Source organism: Stieleria sedimenti (genome assembly GCF_025060895.1).
In the GTDB taxonomy this organism is placed as follows: domain Bacteria; phylum Planctomycetota; class Planctomycetia; order Pirellulales; family Pirellulaceae; genus Stieleria; species Stieleria sedimenti.
On sequence record NZ_JANZKV010000147.1, the window covers coordinates 1 to 21077 of the forward strand.

Annotated in this window: 21 protein-coding genes; 15 read left to right on the plus strand and 6 right to left on the minus strand. The window is 54.8% G+C overall.

Annotated features, from left to right (window positions below; all coding sequences use genetic code 11):
* Nucleotides 1–748: 748 nt before the first annotated feature.
* Nucleotides 749–1525, plus strand: a complete 777-nt coding sequence (locus tag NZK35_RS18825) for a hypothetical protein (protein WP_259634071.1) — start codon at nt 749–751, stop codon at nt 1523–1525.
* Nucleotides 1526–1831: 306 nt separating this feature from the next.
* On the opposite strand, the gene NZK35_RS18830 is transcribed toward NZK35_RS18825, so the two are convergent.
* The 3 genes from NZK35_RS18830 to NZK35_RS18840 form a co-directional block, all read right to left on the minus strand.
* Nucleotides 1832–2224: a hypothetical protein gene (locus NZK35_RS18830; protein ID WP_259634072.1), complete on the minus strand. Its 393-nt coding sequence runs from the start codon at nt 2222–2224 to the stop codon at nt 1832–1834.
* A gap of 414 nt (nt 2225–2638) precedes the next feature.
* On the minus strand, nt 2639–3241 hold the full coding sequence (locus NZK35_RS18835; RefSeq protein WP_259634073.1) for a hypothetical protein: 603 nt from the start codon (nt 3239–3241) through the stop codon (nt 2639–2641).
* A gap of 20 nt (nt 3242–3261) precedes the next feature.
* Nucleotides 3262–3822 (minus strand): sigma-70 family RNA polymerase sigma factor, encoded by a 561-nt coding sequence (locus NZK35_RS18840; RefSeq protein WP_259634074.1) that lies wholly within the window; start codon nt 3820–3822, stop codon nt 3262–3264.
* A gap of 226 nt (nt 3823–4048) precedes the next feature.
* Here NZK35_RS18840 and NZK35_RS18845 point away from each other — a divergent pair, with 226 nt between their 5' ends.
* The 9 genes from NZK35_RS18845 to NZK35_RS18885 all read left to right on the plus strand — a co-directional run bounded on the left by NZK35_RS18845 (nt 4049) and on the right by NZK35_RS18885 (nt 10957).
* On the plus strand, nt 4049–4669 hold the full coding sequence (locus tag NZK35_RS18845; RefSeq protein WP_259634075.1) for a hypothetical protein: 621 nt from the start codon (nt 4049–4051) through the stop codon (nt 4667–4669).
* A gap of 170 nt (nt 4670–4839) precedes the next feature.
* Nucleotides 4840–5820, plus strand: a complete 981-nt coding sequence (locus NZK35_RS18850) for a hypothetical protein (protein WP_259634076.1) — start codon at nt 4840–4842, stop codon at nt 5818–5820.
* A gap of 156 nt (nt 5821–5976) precedes the next feature.
* On the plus strand, nt 5977–6522 hold the full coding sequence (locus tag NZK35_RS18855; protein ID WP_259634077.1) for a DUF3592 domain-containing protein: 546 nt from the start codon (nt 5977–5979) through the stop codon (nt 6520–6522).
* A 60-nt stretch (nt 6523–6582) separates the two neighbouring features.
* On the plus strand, nt 6583–6969 hold the full coding sequence (locus NZK35_RS18860) for a hypothetical protein (RefSeq protein ID WP_259634078.1): 387 nt from the start codon (nt 6583–6585) through the stop codon (nt 6967–6969).
* Complete coding sequence (locus NZK35_RS18865; protein ID WP_259634079.1) at nt 6970–7647, plus strand: hypothetical protein; 678 nt, start codon at nt 6970–6972, stop codon at nt 7645–7647. It begins immediately after the preceding gene.
* A gap of 98 nt (nt 7648–7745) precedes the next feature.
* Nucleotides 7746–8504 carry a hypothetical protein gene (locus NZK35_RS18870; protein WP_259634080.1) on the plus strand — a complete coding sequence of 253 codons (759 nt, stop codon included), beginning with the start codon at nt 7746–7748 and terminating at the stop codon, nt 8502–8504.
* Nucleotides 8497–9873 carry a leucine-rich repeat domain-containing protein gene (locus NZK35_RS18875; protein ID WP_259634081.1) on the plus strand — a complete coding sequence of 459 codons (1377 nt, stop codon included), beginning with the start codon at nt 8497–8499 and terminating at the stop codon, nt 9871–9873. Before NZK35_RS18870 ends, NZK35_RS18875 begins: the two co-directional genes overlap by 8 nt.
* 9 nt (nt 9874–9882) lie before the next feature.
* Nucleotides 9883–10758 (plus strand): hypothetical protein, encoded by an 876-nt coding sequence (locus tag NZK35_RS18880; RefSeq protein ID WP_259634082.1) that lies wholly within the window; start codon nt 9883–9885, stop codon nt 10756–10758.
* Nucleotides 10759–10798: 40 nt separating this feature from the next.
* Complete coding sequence (locus NZK35_RS18885; protein WP_259634083.1) at nt 10799–10957, plus strand: hypothetical protein; 159 nt, start codon at nt 10799–10801, stop codon at nt 10955–10957.
* A 78-nt stretch (nt 10958–11035) separates the two neighbouring features.
* On the opposite strand, the gene NZK35_RS18890 is transcribed toward NZK35_RS18885, so the two are convergent.
* Nucleotides 11036–11518 (minus strand): hypothetical protein, encoded by a 483-nt coding sequence (locus NZK35_RS18890; protein WP_259634084.1) that lies wholly within the window; start codon nt 11516–11518, stop codon nt 11036–11038.
* 158 nt (nt 11519–11676) lie between these two features.
* Between NZK35_RS18890 and NZK35_RS18895 the strand changes: the two genes are divergently transcribed.
* The 5 genes from NZK35_RS18895 (at nt 11677) to NZK35_RS18915 (ending at nt 19517) form a co-directional block, all read left to right on the plus strand.
* Nucleotides 11677–16074 carry a WD40 repeat domain-containing serine/threonine-protein kinase gene (locus NZK35_RS18895; protein ID WP_259634085.1) on the plus strand — a complete coding sequence of 1466 codons (4398 nt, stop codon included), beginning with the start codon at nt 11677–11679 and terminating at the stop codon, nt 16072–16074.
* Between the two features lie 558 nt (nt 16075–16632).
* Nucleotides 16633–17238: an ABC transporter permease gene (locus NZK35_RS18900; protein ID WP_259634086.1), complete on the plus strand. Its 606-nt coding sequence runs from the start codon at nt 16633–16635 to the stop codon at nt 17236–17238.
* Nucleotides 17239–17364: 126 nt separating this feature from the next.
* Complete coding sequence (locus tag NZK35_RS18905; protein ID WP_259634087.1) at nt 17365–17862, plus strand: hypothetical protein; 498 nt, start codon at nt 17365–17367, stop codon at nt 17860–17862.
* Between the two features lie 176 nt (nt 17863–18038).
* A complete protein-coding gene (locus tag NZK35_RS18910) occupies nt 18039–18791 on the plus strand; it encodes a hypothetical protein (RefSeq protein ID WP_259634088.1) in 753 nt (250 codons plus the stop codon).
* Between the two features lie 180 nt (nt 18792–18971).
* On the plus strand, nt 18972–19517 hold the full coding sequence (locus NZK35_RS18915; protein ID WP_259634089.1) for a hypothetical protein: 546 nt from the start codon (nt 18972–18974) through the stop codon (nt 19515–19517).
* Nucleotides 19518–19598: 81 nt separating this feature from the next.
* On the opposite strand, the gene NZK35_RS18920 is transcribed toward NZK35_RS18915, so the two are convergent.
* Both NZK35_RS18920 and NZK35_RS18925 read right to left on the minus strand, forming a co-directional pair.
* A complete protein-coding gene (locus NZK35_RS18920) occupies nt 19599–20510 on the minus strand; it encodes a S8/S53 family peptidase (RefSeq protein ID WP_259634090.1) in 912 nt (303 codons plus the stop codon).
* 98 nt (nt 20511–20608) lie between these two features.
* On the minus strand, nt 20609–20791 hold the full coding sequence (locus NZK35_RS18925) for a hypothetical protein (protein ID WP_259634091.1): 183 nt from the start codon (nt 20789–20791) through the stop codon (nt 20609–20611).
* Nucleotides 20792–21077: the final 286 nt, after the last annotated feature.

The following is a 21077-nucleotide window of genomic DNA, read 5'->3' on the forward strand; positions in this document are numbered from 1 at the left end:
AGTGCAAAACTGGAACTAAGCGGAGAACCAATTGTCGCCGAACACCAACTCCATCTTTTGGCCTGTGGAACTGTGCAATAGCGATGGTGCGCTGACGAACGCCCTACCTCACCACCATCCATTTCACCTAGCCTCCGCCCTTTGGAGAATGCGAGAATGTTCCGGACCGAGTACGCGGTACACCTGCGTTATGCAAAGGGTCTTGCTCATTTCAGCCGTGAAGCGCAACTTCCGTTTGCCCTCCCCGTACAAAACCAATTCGAAGAGAGTCCCCGGATTTTGCAGGCTTTTTCTGCCTGAAGTGCCTGCTTCGATGCGATTGGCGTCTCTTTCGACCGGTCGCGCGACGACTCGAATAAGAAATTCGGTTGACGCTTTGCCGTGATCTCGTCGTGTTGGATGCGGCGCTGATTGCAGCCTCCGCCGTGTGCTTCGGCAACGCCAATTGCCGCCTTCATGCCGCTGCGTCAAGTGTTGCAGGCTCCCGATACGACTCGGTGGCTTTCACTTCACAGAGTTGAAACTAGGGTACCCACCGGAAATCATCGGATTTCAAGGGCCACATTTCGATGCGGCGCCAAAGCCGAATCAGTTTTTTACCAAGCACCTTGACCGCAATCGACATTCCGATGGAAATATTCGTCATCAGGACGGCAGTAAACCGCTTGATCGATATTGGAGAGTTTGACGCCTGAAGTTTTTGCCGTGATGCCGTCCTGGTTTGGGAATTTTCAAAATCAATCAAAACATGACAAGCAAGCCAAACCCTTACAAATCAGTACCGGTTCCGGACGAAAATCGCAGAACCGATCCGATCGAAGGTTCCGCGGTGCTGCATCGTGGACTCGGCGCGTTAGTCGGATCAATCTATGGCAGCTGTCTGATTGTATTTCTTGCGTTCATGCTGCTGGCCATCACAATCAAGTCAGGCCTTTTCGCTTGGCTCGGCGTGAAAGGCGGGGTCTTAGTGGGTGGGAAGTTCTTTCTTCCCGTCTGTGCGTTTTCAGGAGGAACGTTGAGTGGCTTGATTTGTGGAGCGAAGAGAGGACAACGCCCTCTGGTGACTCTTCCAGTTGCATCGTTAGCGCCTGTGATCTTGCTCATCTACGGAGCCCTGTTCAGTACCAATGTGAAGTTGACCATCTTCATCGCTTTCACGGTGTTGTTGAGTGCGATCGGTAGCACTCTTCTCTGTCACTTGCTCATCGGTTCGATTGTACGTAAACGCCGCGCGGTCGTTGACTTGTTGCAAGCCGATAGCAGTGCGTCCCCGGGGCTGGGTACCGCAGGTTTCCAGATTTTCCTCACGGTCTGCATGGTTGTCGGCATGGTAACCACGTCGAATTTAGCGGGCCAACCAGCGGACTATCTCGCTGGGATCACCGCCGGTGCCGGCATCGTTGGAATGTTGAGCGGACTGCACCTGCTTTCTGCTTATCCCAATCGTCTTCGCATCGGCACTCTGACAACCATTGTCTGCGTCCTCGCCGTTTTGATTCTGGTCTTCCTGCAATTCTACGAGTGAAACCGTGGAACAGGAGTGTCTTAGAAATTCTGAGTACAACGAATGTCATCTAACGACCAGCACACCGCTAGAATGGCATGACGGCAACCGCAAGCGTCAAACTACGTCAGTATGTCCTCATCCACCGCTCAGCAAGTTCGTACCCGCAAGTGTCTTTGTCGGTTCGGCGGTCCATGAGAAATCTCATGCGAAAGCGCTGCGCACTGCTGCTTTGGGGCTCTGCGCAAGAGCCAAACTTTGTGTCGTCGGTTGGTGAAGGCTGAAATTCCATGACTGCTATGTCTCAAACCGAGAAGAAAGGATGGCTTAGCGGACCACTCGTGCGGCGATCAGGCAAGGGACGGAGGCATTCTGGAACTTGATCTGTCGATTCATTGTGATCGGTCTGTTCTCCAGCGGATCACCCGATCGAGAATAGCCTCTCCCTTCGATGGCCACGAACGAACCGAAGCGATCGACAATTGGATCATCGGCAGGCAGAGCCGATAGATGCGCTTTCAGTCGCCGCTGTACGTCTGCGACAGTGGCTGAATCCGCCTCCTTGAATTCTCTGTCGAGGTCAGCCTCCTGAAGTTGCGATTTGTCAACCAACCGAAACACAGCGGCGATGGTGACAGCAACAATCACCAAAGCGGTCGCGGCGACAATGAATTCTAGATAGCGTTTCATGTCTGTCCTTAGCCTTTGGTTCACTTGCACGGTGACACGGTTGCGTCAATTCCGGCCGTCGCTCGTCCAACGATTTCTCGTAGCGGACGGACGAACAGTTTGGCATCGCAGTCGCCAAGCCGTTTCTCAAGTCCCATCGCCAGAGTCTCGAGCTCGAGTGAATCACCAAGTTCCCAAAACTTCCATCTGGGATACCGGCTCCGGTAGATTTCACTTAACTGATCATCAGGTGAAAACTGGTACCGTGAGTCGGCTGGAAAGCCGAATGCTTCACAAATCTCGCAAAGTAACCAGTCAACGTCTTGCATTCGATCCCCATGCACTTGTTCCCAAATCGCCTTCTGAGAAACGCGGTTGCGGTAGACGGCTGGAAGACGAGTGCAGAACAATTTCATTCTTTGACGCTATGGGATTTTGAGTTGGTCACTGCAGGAGGTCGGTTTTTTAATCTGTCGGTTCTCCGTTGCTGGCCGATCCGGATCTGTGGTTAGCGATCTCAAAGCCAATCATTCCTCCGGCAACGAGCGAACAAACGATCAGACCGACGAGTCTCACTAACGATACGTGATCGACCTGGACCATTTGTCTCGCTATCTCGGCTATGACGGTGCCACCGAGCGCACCAACAAATGCGCGTGCAAATCGATTCTTGTAGCTCGCGGATTCTGTTTTTCGGTCACTCATACTTTCGGCTCGGATGTACTGTTGATACGTGAAGTAACTAACGCCAGGACGTACGTGACTGCCGCGCCACAAAACCGAAGCGATCAGCAAGATGCCGTTGACGGCACCTTTCATGTGGTAAGGAGCCATTGTCAACGACTTTCCGTTCCTTGACACAATCAAGGGTAGAACTGCGGCGGCGACCACAATTCCCAAGATCATCGCGGAACCCTGTCCAAGCCAATCTCCCCATGATGACGTGATCCGATCGTCCACAAACAGCGAGAAGAGTAACAAGCCTGTAATCACTCCGATCAAAAACACCGCCCCGGCTTCTTGATCGCGTGTTTGCCAATCCGATTGACTGTTGGAGTCGCCGGTCATGATTCACTTTGCGCTTTCCGTTACCCGACTTCTTTGCTCAGCAATTCCCGCAGCCGCGTTGTCCCCCGGTAGATCAACGCGGCGACGGCGCCTTTGTTTCGATTCATTCGCTGCCCAATTTCATCCAGTGGCAAGCCCTTCAGGTGATGCAGTTCGATTGCCTCTCGTTGTGCGGTTGGCAGACATGACAGGGCCTTGGCCAGCCGTAGTTCCTGTTCCTGTCGTATCGCTCGCTGACTGGGACTGGACTGCTGAGCAGCCAGCCACTGATTGACTCGCGAAGCGGACTCTTCCATTGCCTGCATCGAGAGCTCGCGCTGGACATCACGTGCCTGAGTGCGAAACTTACGTATTTCATCGAGCAGGTTGTTGGCGAAAATCCGCCGCAGCCATGGCACGCGTTCGTCCTCATCGATTTTTTTCCAGTCGGCCCGTCCGGCCTCCAGCAGCGTCACTTGCACCACACCGGAGACATCGACCTTTCCCGCCAACGCTTCGTCCAACTGGAGTCGGCCAAGCATTCCCAGATAGTCGCGGTATTCTTCAAGTTGTGCAGCTTGATCGTCTGGCAGGGAAACCACTCTGTTGACCTCAGCGGGCTTGGTGACAATGGATTACGATCAATCCGAGAAAACTTTCGAAATTAAATTGGCGTCATCCACGTTCAGTTTAACCGCTAAAGCAATCGAGGGTTTTTGTATCGTCGGGCGTTGCTTGGCGAGATCGTGAAAACCTGATTTACCTAATCCTTTCATTAACGCTCTTTCTGGACTATCGGAATCGATTATGCCAACGTGCCGACATCTCTTGACTGCGTTCGCATTCTGCGTGCTTGCATTCGGGTCCCATCTCAACGCTGACGAAACACCCAATGGTGCAGACGAAACAACCAAGATCGACGAACGGTTTCGCAAGCTCATTCCCGCCGCGACGGCAATCGATCGCAAAGAGTTTGAAGTGATCGCGCGATCCCCGGGCGCTCCGACAGCCAAGTCATTTAGCGAACATTCGCTCACCGCCGCATTGATGCTCCCCAAGATCCGACCATGCGAAGGTAAGTCAGCGGAACAATTCCGATACTTGAACGACGGTTCTCCACGTCCCATCAAAATCGTTCAAGAAATGTATCGTCCGGTTGGGGCCGGCAACGTTGTTTTGTTCGTCCCGCCGGTGACCATGATTCACTCCGAACGGATCACGCGGTGCGAGGCCACGGTGGAAGGAAAGACGGCACGAGGCTCCTTCGATTTTCATGTACCGGATCTCTACGAAGGCAGCGCTGACTTCGTCGCCAAGAAGAACGACGAACGTGGCTGGCAAATGATCGAGTTTCAGATGAAAACGATTGGAATTCACGTCGCACGCGAAGCGGACGGAAAATGGCGACGAGTCAATGGCGAGGAAAAGCACAAGACAAAGCCCGACTGATGTTGCGTCGAAGGCAATGCTTCTTGCGTCCTATTGTTTTGACCGACTCGGTTTTAATCTGAATTGGAAATAGGTTACTGATCATGCGATTTTCCGCATTTCTTTTACTCGTTGCACTGCTCTTTCAGCCGGTAGCGGGCCAGCAGCCTGAGAGCCTGGATTTCCGTACCGTGGCCGCTCCATCGGACATCCATGTATTGGAATCTCCCGAATTGGTGGAATTGATCGATCTTGGCGATACTCAAGTGTCGGAACTGGATCCTATCGTGCAGGGATGGAAGACCGAGTATCAACGCAAGAAACAGAAGATGGATGCTCTGCCGCCGGAGGATCAAGTAAGCCGGCGCGGATGGCCGCCCACACGTGACAGGGAGCTACACGATTCGATCGCGAGTGTTCTCGATGAGGCGCAGCTTCAGCGATTCAGTGAAATTCTAGCCTTGTGGACTTTGGGACCGGTTCAGTCTGGCGACGCATTTCGACTCGACCGAACCGGCGAGTTGCGATTGTCGGTCGATCAGCATGTGGCGTTGCACAAACTCAACACGCGGTGGGTGCTCGATTCCTTTCCAAAATTCACCGGTCGATTTGAATTTTCGAAACCGGGAGAAAACGTTAGCCGATCCATAAGCGTCCGCCGGATGCTGGAACGCTGGGAAGCGATCACGGAGTTGGCGGTAAAATTCAAGCCGGAACGTGATCGGATTTGGAAACAGATACTTTCGCCTCAACAAATAAAGCGTTGGCGTGAGCTTGCGCTTCAAACCGCATTTTCAAGATATGACTTCCGGGTCTTGCTGGAGCACGCCGGAGCGCGGCGGCGGTCTGATCGCCCCAATTCGGGTACATCCTACGATTACCTCGTTCCCTACTTCATCCCTCCGCCTGAGGTATTTGGCTGGAGCGAAGATCAAATAAAAAACGTACGAGCGATCATCGGTGAATACGAATCCCAGCCGTTCGAACGTCCGCGAACCCGAGAAGCGTGGGCTGAGGCTGCTGCGGCACGAAGGGAGCTGAAACGTCGGTACCTGCAAAAGATCGAAGCCGTGATGACGGTGGAGCAAAGACAACGGTGGCGTGGCATGCTCGGTGATCCGGCGAGTTTTGCAGCCGAAAAGATCTTCGGTGAAAAGATCGATAACGAATAGTAGAGTCATCGTATCGATCCCGCTGCGACATCGCGGGGGACTAGCAGAAGCATCAAATAGTCTTTTTGCTCAAATGGGGAAGGAACGGCGTCATAGCGGATATCGTCGTGACGCTTCTACAGTACGAGCCCTCGCGTTTTTACCAGCTGTTACGAGATGATAAAGCAACCAACTCGAGAGACGATGGAGCGGATCGGCTCCAGCTTCATGACGTGGTTTATTACCGCATTCGTTCTGCTAACGGGCGTTATTTGGTTTGTCTTGTTTTATCCGCTGGTTCAGACTTGGTTCTATGAACCGGTCGCCGGGATCGTCGTGCAAAGCGAAATGGAAGACTGCGGTATGGAGGTGGGCGGGTACTCGGAAGAAATTCGCTTTGCCTACACCGTCGGGGGTCGAACATTTCGAGACGGTCGCCTGCGGTGTGACATAGCCCGAATGTGCGAGTCCAAAGACACGGTTACAGCGATTCTGGAAGAATATCCGGTCGGCGCGAAGGTTCAGGGTTGGTACGACCCGAACCGTCCTCAGATTGCCGTGATTGAACGCTCGCCGGCGGAAATGCACTGGGTTTTCATATCGGTAATCTGTGGATTTTTGTTCATTTTCTTTTGCATTTGGGGGATGCAGCGCAGCAATGCTCGCCGGGCAGCCGAGCTTAAAAGACGTCGCAAAGCCAAGAACGCGTCCGCGAAAGAGTGAAGTGCTATGTCGTTTCCCGGCCTGATCAAAATGCTTCTACCTACGAAAAAACTTGCCAACATGTCCAGAAAGCAAATCATCGTTGCCGCGATCGCGTGTTTTGTGTTTTTCGTCGCGATCTTTGTCATCCTGTTGAGTCCGTTGGCCAGCGGATTGTTCGCGTCGGGCAACGACACCGCAGACGATGTGATCGGTTTGGTGGTGGCAATTCTGGTCTTGTCGGCCACCGGCATCCTTGCGGTGACCTTGGTCATTGCTTGTTGCCAGCTAGCCAAGCGTCTCGGATACGAACAATCCGCGGGGCTGTTAATGCTAATTCCAGCGGTGAACCTCATCGTTTTTTTTGTGTGGGCGTTTACCGAATCTCCCAACGAGAAGAAAATCTCGAGATTGAAGCGGGCGCAAAAGTCAAGTTCCACCGCACCTTTCAGTCACGACACAGTTTAGATGGATTCCGAGAACACAGAAACAACACCCCTACTGCACAAGTACGTGCCGCCGCGACAGGTTTACGCACGCGGTGTCGCAGTGGAGCGGCTGTCGGAGGACATTTTGATTGTCAAAGAGAGTCTTTGGAGCCGCATTGTTTCACTCGCCTTTGCTGCAACAATCGGTGTATTCAGCTCGCTGTTTCTCTATTGGTCCCTTCTTCAGCCGCTGATTATGGACAGCACGCGTGTGACCGTCGGCCGGTGCCTCGTGGCAGTACTCCCGTCGTTAGGAGTACTTCTCAGCCTCACGCTGCCACTAAGGATGCTTTTGACCCGGCCGATTCGGTTGGATCGAAAACGCGGTGCCATATCCAATGACAGCTGCCTTTTCGGCGGTTGGGAACATCGCTTGACTGACCTGCTCGCCATTCAAGTCTGCTACGGAAAGAGCGACGTTTATGACCACGAGAAAGGAAGTCGCCCAGTCACATTGAACTATCAAGTCAATTTGGTGTTTCGAGATACCAATTTGACACGACGCAACGTCAGCCAACAAAGGTATCTGGTCAGGATCAGGCAGATTGCTAGAGAAATTGCAACGTTCCTTGACGTCCCAGTGGTCAATTATGTCGGCCGAGCGGGAACGATGGACGCGGGTGATGCGGAAATACGACGGTTGCTCAACGATGTTTGAGCCACGATACGATGACGGAATCACCAGCCGGCTTCAGGTGAATCCGGTGCACTGATGAAACAATCAATCGAAATCGAAAACCGATGCGGAGAAGAATGATGCAATGGTTAAAATACTGGCTCGTTTCGCTTCTCGGCGTGATCGCCTTCTCTGGTAGTGCTCGATCGCAAGATGGAAGCCGCCTGCCGTCGCCGCTGAAAGCTGTTTTTGTCTACGCGAACGGCAAACGTGCTGCTGACGAATTTGCCAAGGTGCTTCAATCGCGACAGATCGACACGCAAGTTGTCCGGGCGAACGATCTGAGCGAAGAACTTTTCGCGGACAAGCATTTGATCATCATCGGCGCCGATACGCTTCCCGTTTGGGGATTCAAAGCGGCAGACGACGAGATCCGTAACGCGAAGCTCCCGGTCCTAGCGATGGGTGAGGGAGGGTATAAGTTGTTGAGCAAGCTTGATCTGGACCTGGGAAACTTGCAAGTAAGCCGTGGCGAGACGACGTCTGTTCGCCCGGTCAAGCAAGCGATTTTCTGGGACGGGTTTCGACCTCCGCCTGTCGACGGAGCCCACAAATGCTTCGAAAAGTCGAAACGAATCAGCATCCAATTCGATGACGCGACCGATGGCATTCACCCGATTGCTGCGGAAGGAGAACGCGACGGACATTACCCGTTGATGATTGAAGAACCTTGTTTCTTCTTCTGGGGTTTCGGCGGAACACTTGACCAAATGACGAAAACGGGCCGCGAGCTCCTCTGCTGGGCGTGCTACTACACCGTTGCCGCAAAACGAAATCCGGACCGAGCGTTTATGTCCTTGGATGAGGTGCAACGACGGAGGAAAGCCGACAATGATTGATCACCCGCACTCTTTGAATCAATGTGGGAAGTATTCGGCAAGTAGCAGCATGGGTCATGCAAAGACACGAGACTTTTCCCTCCGAGTGGTGGCCTTTGGAGTCATCGTGATCCTTGCCACAACTGCGGGTTGTTCCGTTGAATCTCCATCAAAGCAGAAACAGAAATCTCCCCCCAAGAGTTCGGCTTCTGCGGGCGAGAGAACTGCTCCTATGGGCCAAGACGTTTATGGCTTCGATCCTGACGACCAAGACGCCTTGAAAATCGAAGTCATTGGTACCTATCGCATCGGAGACGGCGAGTATGTGCTCGATCAAATCAAATCGATCTTACCCGGCCGGCTCCCATGGTCCAGCTGGGGCTCAGGCGGCAACCTCACTGAGTACGAAGTACCGTCGACCATCGATGCCGATGCGATCGCCAAAAAGATTCACTTTGGAAAGATCATCAAGATGGGTCCCGATTTGATTCGGGTGGAGTACAGCTATGACCACGAGGTCCCGGTCCGATTCAAGCAGGGCGTCTCCGATCATCATCAGGCGCCCGAGGACGAACTCGGACCAGCCTTAATAAGGCACGATGGTGACTGGTGGGCGGCGTTAGACGAATTAAGTGATCTTTACATTCGGAAAAGAAATCAACGTGGTGAGATCGTTCGTCTCGGTTTCTATTCCGCGAGCGATGAGACGCTGCGCCATCTGGCAGGCCTGCAATCGCTTCAACAATTGGAACTGTCTGGTCGCCACGTGACCGACAGAGGAGCACGGTATTTAAGGGATTTGACCAACCTGGAAGAACTCGACCTGTTTGCCACGTCGATTGGAAATCCGGGCCAAGCGTGTCTCAGCGGTCTTACCAATCTCAAATCGCTTAAACTATCGGGAAACGGTACCGAAGAAGGCCTCGAACATCTCACAAAGCTGACTCAACTGGAATCCCTATCCATCGGCTACGGCAACGGCTATCCGGTCACCACGGACGGGTTGCAGTCTCTAAAGCGCTTACGAAACCTAAAATCGCTTCGATTGGACGGATGTGAAATCTCTGACGCCGGGCTGGAATTCATCGCCAAGTTCTCCGAGTTGGAAGCGTTAAAACTCGAGGGCGGTACGATGACCGACGCTGGTTTGGCCAAGCTGTCGGGTCTGCAGAAGTTGCGTGAGTTAGATCTCGCCGAAACGGCAATCACGGACGCCGGCATGGTTCACCTGAGCCAATTACCGGAACTGCGCTGGCTTGATATCAGCAAGACGGCGGTCACGGACGAGGGACTGGAGCAACTAAGCGATGCACCCAACTTGCGTAACATTCGCGCCGAAGAATCTGGTGTCAGCCAGAGAGCGATTCAACGATTCAAAGGCCGTCAATGACCGATTCGCATGCCGATTCAAAATTTCACCACAGACAAAGCAATGTTGATCGCCGTGCGAGTGAGTTCTGTCTTGCTCATCTTGATTGGCTTTACGTTCGCGGCGCTAAGCCATCCGATGTGGCACCCCATGTCGGTGGCATCCGACAAAGTGATCGAGCGTTTGTTGTTTTCCGGCATTGCATGTACGTTCGTGGGGATCTTAGTTTTCTTCGGCTCCATTCGTGGGCTCGATCGGCGGACCAAGCGGCTATGGCTCATCCCTGGGCTCTTGATTCTCTTGCCGGTTGTCGGACTACTGTGGTTTCGCTTCTTTTACGTCCCGCCATTCACGGTGGCTCAAGCCGGCAGTCGGATCACTCCGGGAGCTTTGTCACTTCGCACACCGACAATGGCGATCGTACCATCCGAAGCCGGAGTTGTTTTTGGCACTGTCACACTGCCGGGAGAGCAGGAGCGATTGGCCTTCTTGATTTTTGTCGATTATGGCGGTGACCTTTCCAGATATAGCAGTTTCACGCCGAATTCGATGGGGGGACTTAACGCTCTTTCTCAATTGCCCGACGGTAAATGGACTGAGGTCAGCGTTGGGTTCTCAGTCGGAGAAACACCATTCGATGCGAAGTACTACATCGAGCTCGACGATTCCCTGACAGAAGTAGCGACAGAAACATTGTCTGTCGGCGAAAAGTCGTACGATGCCTCGGCAGGCCGTGTCTTCCTGGTCGATCTTACCGTCGAACCTCACAGCTGTCGCCAAGTGAATGTGACGATGCCCCCGGTACCGGCGAAATTGGAAACTCGCGACGAAATCTTACGAACGGCAAAAGCCCTTCGTGAGACGCTTGCCGAGCGAGACCCAGCAATTAACCAGTTTTTGGATTGATCCAACATCCAGTCTTCACCATTGGTCTTCGGGAGGAAGCATGTCCCGAATCGCAACTAACAAGGGCGCGATCGAAGAGAACCGTGCGCCGCACAAGAAGATCGCACAGCCGAAAAATGCAATTGAAGCGATGACGATGGCGATCAGTCGTTTTCGAAAAGCAACCATTATCAGTGACAATCACTTGGTTGATCAATAGAACCCAATAGCTGTGGGACCAATCACTCGGTTGTTGTTCGGCAGTCATCTTACTTCTCGCAACGAGTCAGGTCGTATTCTACTCGTTCCCCAGGCCCTGGCGTTGACGTGCGAAAATCGCTCCCGCAGCCAGGCTTCCACTTGCCAACCACTGTCCCAGTGGCACAGCGAAGATGCCGATCGCTTGCAACTTGCGATATTCCGGATCGCTCAGAAATTGATACGTGTGCTCTCCCATCGTCCAAAGCCCCCAGCTCAAAATCGCGACAATCACCAACGTGAGTGCCCAAGCGTTTTTACGCGTGCGTCGCGTGACCCACGCGATAGCGAATAACACGGCCACTGGGCCCATCACGTATATGAGTATCAAAAGGTCTGACAATCCGAGTGACGATGGTTTGTTGGTCGTCAGCAACATCATGATGAACTCCGCGATCAACGTGATGAAACACGAAGAGATGGACAAGATTGCGGGAGTCGTGATTTTGTATTCATCGAGAGCTTTGGCCAAAGCGTCGACAGGCCGCGTGGCGGATTCCGAGGGAATCATTTCATTAGACATGGGCTCCTCCAGATGAGTCAGCGGTTTCTGCGCACGATGAATACGGTGGTTTCAGGAAAAATGACGAAAAATGCCGTCATCGATTTGTTTGGTACCCGCTCTCATCGATAGGCTGAAATGGAATGCATCGCGTTATAGCCGACCTAATCTGAGAGTTCATGGCCGATCCGTCCGATTCCCAATTCCTTGACGATCCCGAGTTCCAATCGCTGTTGGTTGGTTGCTTGGAGTCGCTGCAGCGCGGTGAAACCATCGATCGCGACGCACTCATCAAGGACTTTCCCAAGTATGCCGATGAGATCGGTCGGTTTCTCAATGACCGCCAGATGCTCGAACAGGTGGCGTCGGATTTTGGTGATGTCCCGCCATCGCGAGTCGCCATCTCTGCTTATGCCAACACGATGGATTCGGCGTCCGGCCCCAAGGATTTTTCGCTTGGTGAAAGGGTTCGCTACATCGGCGAGTACGAAATCCTGGATGAGATCGCTCGCGGTGGCATGGGCGTCGTGTTCAAGGCACGCCAGCAAAAACTGGGGCGAACGGTTGCTCTGAAAATGATCCTGGCTGGTCGTCTGGCGGGAGCAAGTGATGTCGAAAGGTTCTATCGCGAGGCTCGGGCAGCCGGTCGTCTTCAGCATCCTCACATTGTTACGATTCACGAAGTCGGCGAGCATGATGGTCATCACTACATCGCCATGGACTATATCAACGGGCATGGTCTTTCGGAAGAAGTTCGGGATCAGACGCTGTCGCCCATTCGCGCCGCCACGCTCGTGCGGCAGGTGGCCGAGGCCGTCCATTTCGCTCATCAACAGGGTACGCTCCATCGAGACCTGAAGCCGGCCAATATCTTGGTCGACGCGGAGAATCAGACGCACGTTACGGACTTCGGATTGGCCAAAATTCTAGAGGACGAAAATGGCGGCGCAGGTGAGGAGGAGTTGACCGCTAGCGGTCAAATTTTGGGAACGCCTGGCTACATGTCGCCGGAACAGGCCGCAGCCCGACAAAACCTCGTTGGCCCCGCCGCGGATGTCTACGCGCTCGGCGCCGTGCTTTACGCGTGCCTCACCGGTCGCGCGCCATTTGTCGCCGACTCCGCAGTCGACACACTGTTGCAGGTCATTCACAAGGAACCGGTATGGCCAGCGACTCTGAATCCCAACGTGCCCAAGGACCTGGAGACGATTTGTTTAAAGTGCCTCGAGAAAGAACCGCACAAGCGGTACGGAACAGCCGCGCTGCTGGCGGAAGATCTGAGCAACTTTCTGGATGGTCGCCCCGTGCGGGCTCGGCCTATCGGTCGCGTGCAACGAGGCTGGCGATGGTGTCGGCGGAATCCACTGGTCGCGTCGCTGTTGAGTTTGCTCGGCCTGTCGCTGGTCATTGGTCTTGCCGTTTCCAGCTCGCTCGCCATCCTGGCAAACAGCCGCGCTTACGAAGAAGCACGACAGAGGGCACTCGCCGAAGAGGCTTCGCAGAGGTCCGCATCACTCCAAGTCCAGGCCGAAGAGTGGGCGGCCGAGGCAACTGCTGCCCAGGAAAAAGCGGAGCGGCAGGTGTACGCAATGCGGATCGGCGACGCATTCCAAAGTCTGCAGTCCAACCGCGTGCATTCGGCCTGGTCCGCATTGGATAGCTGTCGTTGGGACCTGCGCGGGTGGGAACACGATTTTCTGCATACCCAGCTCACACACGGACGAGCCTTACGTGGCCATAAGGGTGCCATCAAGTTCGTCGGTTTCGCTGATGAAGGCCGGCAACTGATCAGCGCGGCCACCGACAAAACGTTGCGAACGTGGGATGTTTCCGAAGGGCGTCTTCTGAAGACCGCAACGACCAAACTGAGACTGTCGGCAGCGGTAGCCAACGTATCGTCCAGAAAGATTGCCATTGGCGACGGCCGTGCGGTGGAGTTTTGGAATGGTGCCGAGATGCAGCGTGTGATGACAACCGCCGGCACGCGTCGGCTGCGTGCCGACGCCCTGGCGATCAGCCAGGACGGAACTCGGCTGGCCGTGGCCACAAGATGGCCAGACGGCAAGGTCCAGTGGTGCGACGCCGCGACCGGCGAGGCGCTTTGGAGTCAAGCCACAGATGTCGCTGCGCTGACGACTTGCATCTCGCCGCAAGGCAAGCAGGTGGCCGCCGGGCTGCAGAACGGCGAGGTTCTGGTTTGGTCCGCCGAGTCGGGCGAGGAGCAGCTTCGGCTGGAGGCCGGTCAGCAAGCGGTTCACGCTGTGCGGTTTGACGACAAAGGCGAGCGTCTCGTGACGGCAGGTGCCGACGGGTTGGTTCGTGTTTGGGACGTGGACTCCGGCCAGATGCTGCGAGTCATGACGGGACATATCGATGATATCCTGGCGTTATCAATCAGCCGTGATGGGCGGCTGTTGGTCAGCGGCGGCGAGGACGGCACCGTACGGATCTGGGACCTCGCGACGGGCGAACCCATGGCCCTACACCGCGGTCATCTCGGCCCCGTCCATAGCGTTGACATTTCACCTGATGTACAACGTGTGGCCAGCGGCGGGGCCGACGGTCTCGTACGGCTTTGGCCGATGCTGCCCGAGCCTTATGAGCTGCAGCGAGACGAGCCTGTCGGCCAAATCGCGATCAGCAGTGACGGTGGTCGGCTGGCAGTGGTCGGGCCGGAGGGCTCGGTCGAGGTTTGGGATCGGCGACGAGACGTGCGGCTGTGCAAATTCAACGCTCATCCGAACACGATCTGGAGCATGGCATTCAGTCCCGACGGCAAGCGGCTCGCTACTGCCGGAGGCTACACGGGCAAAGACGGCATGGTTCGTCTCTGGGACTCCGACACGGGCAACGATCTGCTAACGCTCGAGGGGCATCGGGTCACCGTGCGGTCGGTCACATGGAGCATCGACGGACGATGGATCGCAAGCAGCGGTGGTGAGCATCGACGCCGACCCGACGAAGACGCCGTGCGGCCCGGAGAGTGGCGTCTTTGGAATGCAGAGACCGGCGCCGAGCGACTCGTCGTCAGCGACATCGACGGCGTCGTGAACAGCATTGCGATCAGCCCAGACGGTAAACATATTGCAACAGGAGGCGGACAGGTTCAGCTGTGGAACGCGGAAACCGGCCGAGAAATATTCGCCAGAGCGCATCGTGTGCGACTGACAGGCGAAAACTCAAGTGTCGCCGTCGCCTTCCGTCCTGACGGCGCCCAACTGGTTAGCGCAAGCCATCATGGCGGCTTGCAAATTTGGGACACGCTCAGGGGCAAGTCGGTCGCAGTGCTCAACGGTCATGACCGGCCCGCCACCTCGGTGCTGTTCGGACCAAGTGGGCAACGACTCTTCAGCAGTTCACGCGATCGGACGGTGCGAGTATGGGATGGGACGACTGGAACTCAGCTCCTAATGCTAACCGGTCATCAGGACGAGATACAATCGCTGGCGTTTTCTACCGACGGCACGCTGCTCAGTAGCAGCAAGGACGGCACCGTGCGACGCTGGATGGCCGATCGGCCTCAACAGTTTTTGCCTTTGACGGCTTACGCCGACGGTAAGCTCGGAGTGACGCTGGATCGATTCCGCAAGCGGCTGGCGACCTACGGCGATGACGCCCCGGTCACGGTTTGGGACCTTACGACAGGTCGGCAGCTGCAACAGGCGATGTTTCAATCGGCAAGGAACGCGCGCGCTGTCTTTCATGATCAAGGGGTGACCGTGGCGTGGGCCATGGGTCCATGGGATGGCATCAATCAGCTCTACCTACAGTCAACGGCCGATGAGCGGCGGACTGTGTTCGCCGAAATGGAGTCAAAGGTCCGCGCGCTCGACTTGAGTCATGATGCCACGCTGCTTGCGTGCGGTCTCGAGGAAGGCGAGGTTCAGTTGTTTGATGTGAAGACTCGCCAGCGGAAGACGCTGTCGTCGAAGATGTCCCCCGCAGTCCAGATGGCATTCAGCCATGACCGCAACCTACTGGCAGCCGGACGGGAAGATGGCACAGTCCAATGGTGGCAGTTGACGAGCGACATGTTCAAGCCCGATGCCGAAGCTGGCGCCGCAATCACGGTCAAACCGCAAGCGTCTACAGCGGACGATGAAGGGACAGATTCGAACGCGCCCACAGCAAGATCAAACGACGTCGATGATCAAATCGCGGTGGTTGCCCTGTGTTTTTCGCCCGATGAGTCTCGTTTGGCAATTGCCTTTCGGGACGGTGTGGTCGAAGTACGCGACAACAAGTCGGGTGAACTGGAGTTCCGGAAAGAATTGACCAACGCACTGATTCATCACGTGGCCTTCTCACCACGCGGCTCACGGCTCGCATGTTCCACCGAGCAAGGCCGAATACATCTGCTGGACACGGTCACCGGCAGGACTCTCGACACACTTCAAGGCCATCATGGCCCAGTGTTCGCGGCTGTATATGACGACAATGGAGTGATACACAGCGTGTCAAGCGACAGTCGACAAGAATTCCGTAACGGCCTCAACTTCTACATGCTCGACGACCTCATCACGAGGGCGGAGTACCGCAAGTGGAGCGAGTCGAAAAGCGACAACCGGCAGCCGTAAGGACTGAACGGGCCGTACGCCGTCTATTGAACGAAAATATTCCTGTGACACGGGATCCTCCAAGTAGGTCAGCGTTTTTTGCTCGCGGAATACGGTCAAAACAATCAAATTTGGCAAGAATCACCGTCATCGGTTGGATGGGAGCCCGCTGTCATCGATAGGCTGAAATGGAATGCCTCGCTTTGTAACCGACCTAATCTGAGAGTTCATGGCCAATCCGTCCGATTCCCAATTCCTTGACGATCCCGAGTTCCAATCGCTGTTGGTTGGTTGGAGTCACTGCAGCGCGGCGAAACGATCGATCGTAATGCTCTTGCGAAAGACTTTCCCAAGTTTTCCGAGGAGATCGGTCAGTTTCTCAATGATCGAGCACTGCTTGAGCAGGTGGCAAGCGCATGATAGACCTCCATCGCCCGCTTCCGGAAACCGCCAATGAGCCTCCTCCAAAAATTGCGAAATGACCCGAAGAATCTTATTGCACCACTCTTTTCGGTGATCTTACTGATTTGTTGCGGGTGCCCGCTGTCGCCGCCATCTCAGGTAGAACAAGGAAAGGCCATGCCGTCGCGCTGGATTTCCGTCGAACCCGAAGAACGGCTCGAAGAAACTGGCCCAACGGTCCTTGATCAAAAAGATGTCGACGCCATCACGGCTCAGGTCCCGACCCTTTCCGTTGCGATCACCGAACGCGTCCAAACGGGAACACTGACGACGGACCACGGGGAAGTGGACGCGAAAATCTGCGGCACCGTGCCCGATTACCTTCGTCTGCTGGCAGAGCAAGCCCGCGTGCAGGTCAAGCAGGGGGAATTCCTGGATTCGAGCGATATCGAAAACAAGAAGGATGTGCTGGTGTTGAGCGAAACGCTGGCTGAAAAACTCTTCACTGACACTAACCCCGTCGGGCAGAGCATCAAACTTGGAGACCGCAAATTGGTCGTTATCGGGGTGACCAGCCGCGGCGCAGACTGGGCAAGCGATCTCATTTACGACGGCTACGTACCGCACACACTTTTTGAACCAAACAGTGAACTCGATTCATCCCCCAAGTATGACCGCCTTCGATTCAAAGCCAAGACTTTGGATGACGCCAAGTTTGCCAACGAATTGATCCGAAAGATCATCGAACGTCGACATCCAGACAAAAAGATCCGCGTTCAATAATTGGCAATCGCATGGCGAAAGCGATCCCGTTACAAGCTGCGAAACAGGAGCAAGGCAGATGATCAAGAAGCGAAATCGCAGGTGCCATGCATCGACGAAGATAACTAAATAGGCGGATGGCTCAACATGAAAAATAGCGAGAGCGTTAGTTGCGTAAGAGAGAACTTCGCTGAAAAGCTGAAGTCATGGTTGTGGATATCCCTGTGCATCGGTCTGGCTCTAACCGGTTGTGATCTGTTCAACCCGCAAGAAGTTCGGGTCACTGGAGTAGACTACGAAGTCACCCATGACATGTTAGCCGGAGCGAAATTCACCAGCCGTACCGGACGAGACCGGCGGTATGATGATCTTCAGTGGGTGTTCCAAGATAAAACGTTTCTGATCACAGCGGGCCAGAACGGCTTGCCACCCGTCTTGGCGGGCAGGCTGCTTCCCGAGGGTTTGGAAGCCCCTGAGATCTCAGGCAAGTGGACGGTAGATAAAGACAAAATCACCTTCACGGAGATCAAGGCGGATGGCGAACTCGCTGATCAGCCACCCAGGACTCTCCGCACGATGTTCACCGGTGTTCTTCGAATCGAAGCGGGGCCGCAGTACAAATTCACTCGAGGGTCCCCCAAGTAACGATGCCGGAATCTGGATCGACAACCGTTTGCCGTGTTCTTGCAGTCTTGCCCGTGCTGAGCCTGCTTTGGACTGCTCAGTCTGCTTCGGCAGACTTCGGTCCGAAACTGATGTCGAGAGTTCGAATTGCTGTGCAACTCGATGGGCACCCTCTACCCGACGGCACAAACGCTGCGTTGCTCGCACCTTCGCCTTGGTCAAGTGGCGGGCCAGCCAATGCTGCGGCGCGAGTTCCTGAGCTTGTCATTCCCTGGACGGATGACTCAGGCAAACAATGGAATTACGCCGGTTACTTGTGGGGAGGTAAGTTCAAAGATGGCGCGGTGACGTTCCACGGGTTCATGGACTACAAATTCCGCCAACCGCCTATACAAGGACTGCCCTCGATCGTTCGCTTGGCCGTGTACGATTCTCAGACTGAGCGATTGTATGTGACAGATCCCGCCAGCCCCGGACAATATTTTGCGCTGATGCGGGCCGAGTTCAGCTCAGATGGACTTCGAGACCTGACGAGCGTTCCTATCCCGTTTTGGCATCGACTCGATTTCTGGAAAGCGTTGCTAATTACTTTGATGGTCGAATGCCTGATCGTGGTTCGGGTCGTGCGTAGCCGTGACGAGCAGGATGGAGACCAGAATGCCGAGCCTGCCCGCCGTAAAACGCGATTGATTCGCGTTTGCTTGCTCGTGAATCTTCTCACACTACCACTGGTTTGGTTCTTCGGTGGCGAGTTTCTTTACCAGTTTGGATTCTGGCTGGGGACAGCCGCATTTCTAGGGCTGGAGGTGATGGCCTTTGTGATCGAAGCAATTTTTTACAGCGGCGTTCTCACCGCGTCCAGTAAAACGTCGCGGCTGCCATGGCCGATTGCTTTGCAAGCGTCGCTATTTGCCAACCTAACGACGTTTCTGCTGGGGTTTGTATTGTGACGATGAATACAGCTGTGAAATCCAAAAAGGGAGAGTAAGTATAAAGTATGCCATCTCATCGCGGGGGTGGCTCGCGCGGTGATGATTTTCTTCGATCAGGTGAGATCGCGATGTGGCGATTGCAAGACTCATTTCAAGAGGATGCTCGTCGTGCACGTGGCGATGATTTCGAGACGCAACATGAAACTGGCGGTAGCTTTGCTCGCCGCAATGATGGTGGGGGCTGCCGGCTGCGGCGAGAAATCGTCAAGATCCAATTTCAATTTTTCACAAGTCTCCGAGGGAGCAATCAGTTGGTCCTCCGAACAGGACGGTGAGCAGACGCCGGGCATCGATGAAGCGCAAGTTTTGTACCTCGAGGGGCTCGTTGTTTTCTGGAGCGATTTCCCGACTCCAACAGCTACCAGCATCGCCTACGGAAGCGAAAGAGATCACCTTGGCGGAGGCGGTCAATTTATCAACGCGGACTTCGGAGAAATCAAATTTCATTACGAGATGACCGGCCGGTCGTCCGGCACGGTGGTCGTCGCAGGCAAGAGCTACGACTTGGCCGCCGGCGGTTTATTCCTGATTGCGGCGCGACAGCCAACCGTCAAAGTACGACAGTTGAATTGCGACTTGCGCAATTTGGAGATGACGGAGAAAAGTCTTCGGTTACTGATGGATTCCGAGCGAGCGATCGCTGAATTTTTTCGTACGGCAGAGACGCCAAGAATCACCGATTAGCCGCATGCACCGTGCGATACCGCATCGCTCCGCAAACAGCAAAAAAGTCGTTCCCGACGGGTTCGATCTCGTTCATTCTGGCTACGGCAAAACGGGTCGCAACGCAACCACGATGCCAGCGAGCAAAGCCGACAGAAATGAAATGGTTGTCACAGCCCAACCAATGCGAGCTCGATTGGGATACGTTCCTAAGAGCTGTAGACCACACAGCATGTTGATCCAGCATCCGCCGGCAACCAAACCGAGTATGTAGTCGGCTACGGGCCGACCAGGAAAAAACAGGCTCGTTACACCACCTGCGATCAACACCATGGCAATCACGGTAACCAGAAACGAGTGCGTCTTGCCGGGAGAAGTGGCTGGATCATCGCGCATTGCCTGGATAACCGCGTGACGCTTGCGAGAGATTCGGCGAATCAACAGACAGCACGTCGTCGTGCTTGACAAGGCGACCAAAACGAACGATCCACCAATCGTAAGAAGGTCAAAATTATCGACCCCTTGCAGGCCGCCCAAAGCGACGACAACGGCTGTTATGCATGCAATCAGGCAGGCAAAGTACATACGTGCTCCCCGAGTGATTCCGCAAGCGAGCCCGCCCAAAACTCCACTGGGTAAGGACCAAAGTGGGATCATGGCGACTGCCATTCCAGAATAGGGTCCGAGATAGCTCAGTGGTCCACGATCGGCCAGAACAGCAATCGTGATCCCCACGGCAATTCCGAAGACGACACTCAGAGCAACGCCGAAAGAAATGCCAATGAGAACGGAAACGACTAGATGCAACGGTGCCGCGATTGCTTCGAGCGAGCCATCTTCGCTCTGTTTCGCACTTTGCGGTGGTTGATAGGGATTGTTTGTGTCGCCGATGGCATTCTCCCATTCTGAATACGCGGTTTTCGAGACGCCGCACGGAAGCTTCTCAATGAATTCAGCGGCATGCAACATGGACGATGACGCACGAGTCACGTGATTTTGAAATAAGGCCGTCAACCTTCACGCTCCTGTCCACTGTTACCGACATCCAGGCTAGACACCCTCAAAACCCGCCCCCTTCGCGGCGTAGCTGATTTTACCGCACTGACAGGCTATCACCGATCGCTAAGCTTGGCAGAACCTGCAAGTTTGGCGAAGAGGCGGCGCTGCTTTTCCCAGTTGGGTTCGGCGGCGATGGGGCGGATTTCACGCTCGGTGATCGGTGCTCGGCCGCTGAAGTACGGCTTCAGGAAAAGTAGTTCTTCCTGAAGATCCGGGGCGAGGTTGCAGAGGTTCATGATTTGGCTAAGGCGATCTCGTCTGACTTGGCCGGCTCTCGCTAAATCGGCCTGCGATCGGAGGCGGCCCGATGCCAAAGCGTGGTCGAAGTGGATGGCGAGTGCCATTAGCCGGGACAGCCTCGGCAGTTGGTCCGTTGTGGGCCGCGGTGGGGCCGCACCGCCGCGCAACTCTCGGGCTCCGCGATCTGCTCGTCTTCAATCGCAACTGTATCAGTCGACTCGCGAAGCTGAATCCCTAGCGGTTGAGTGATCAGCGGTTCTTCAGTTGTGAAAACCTCTCCGG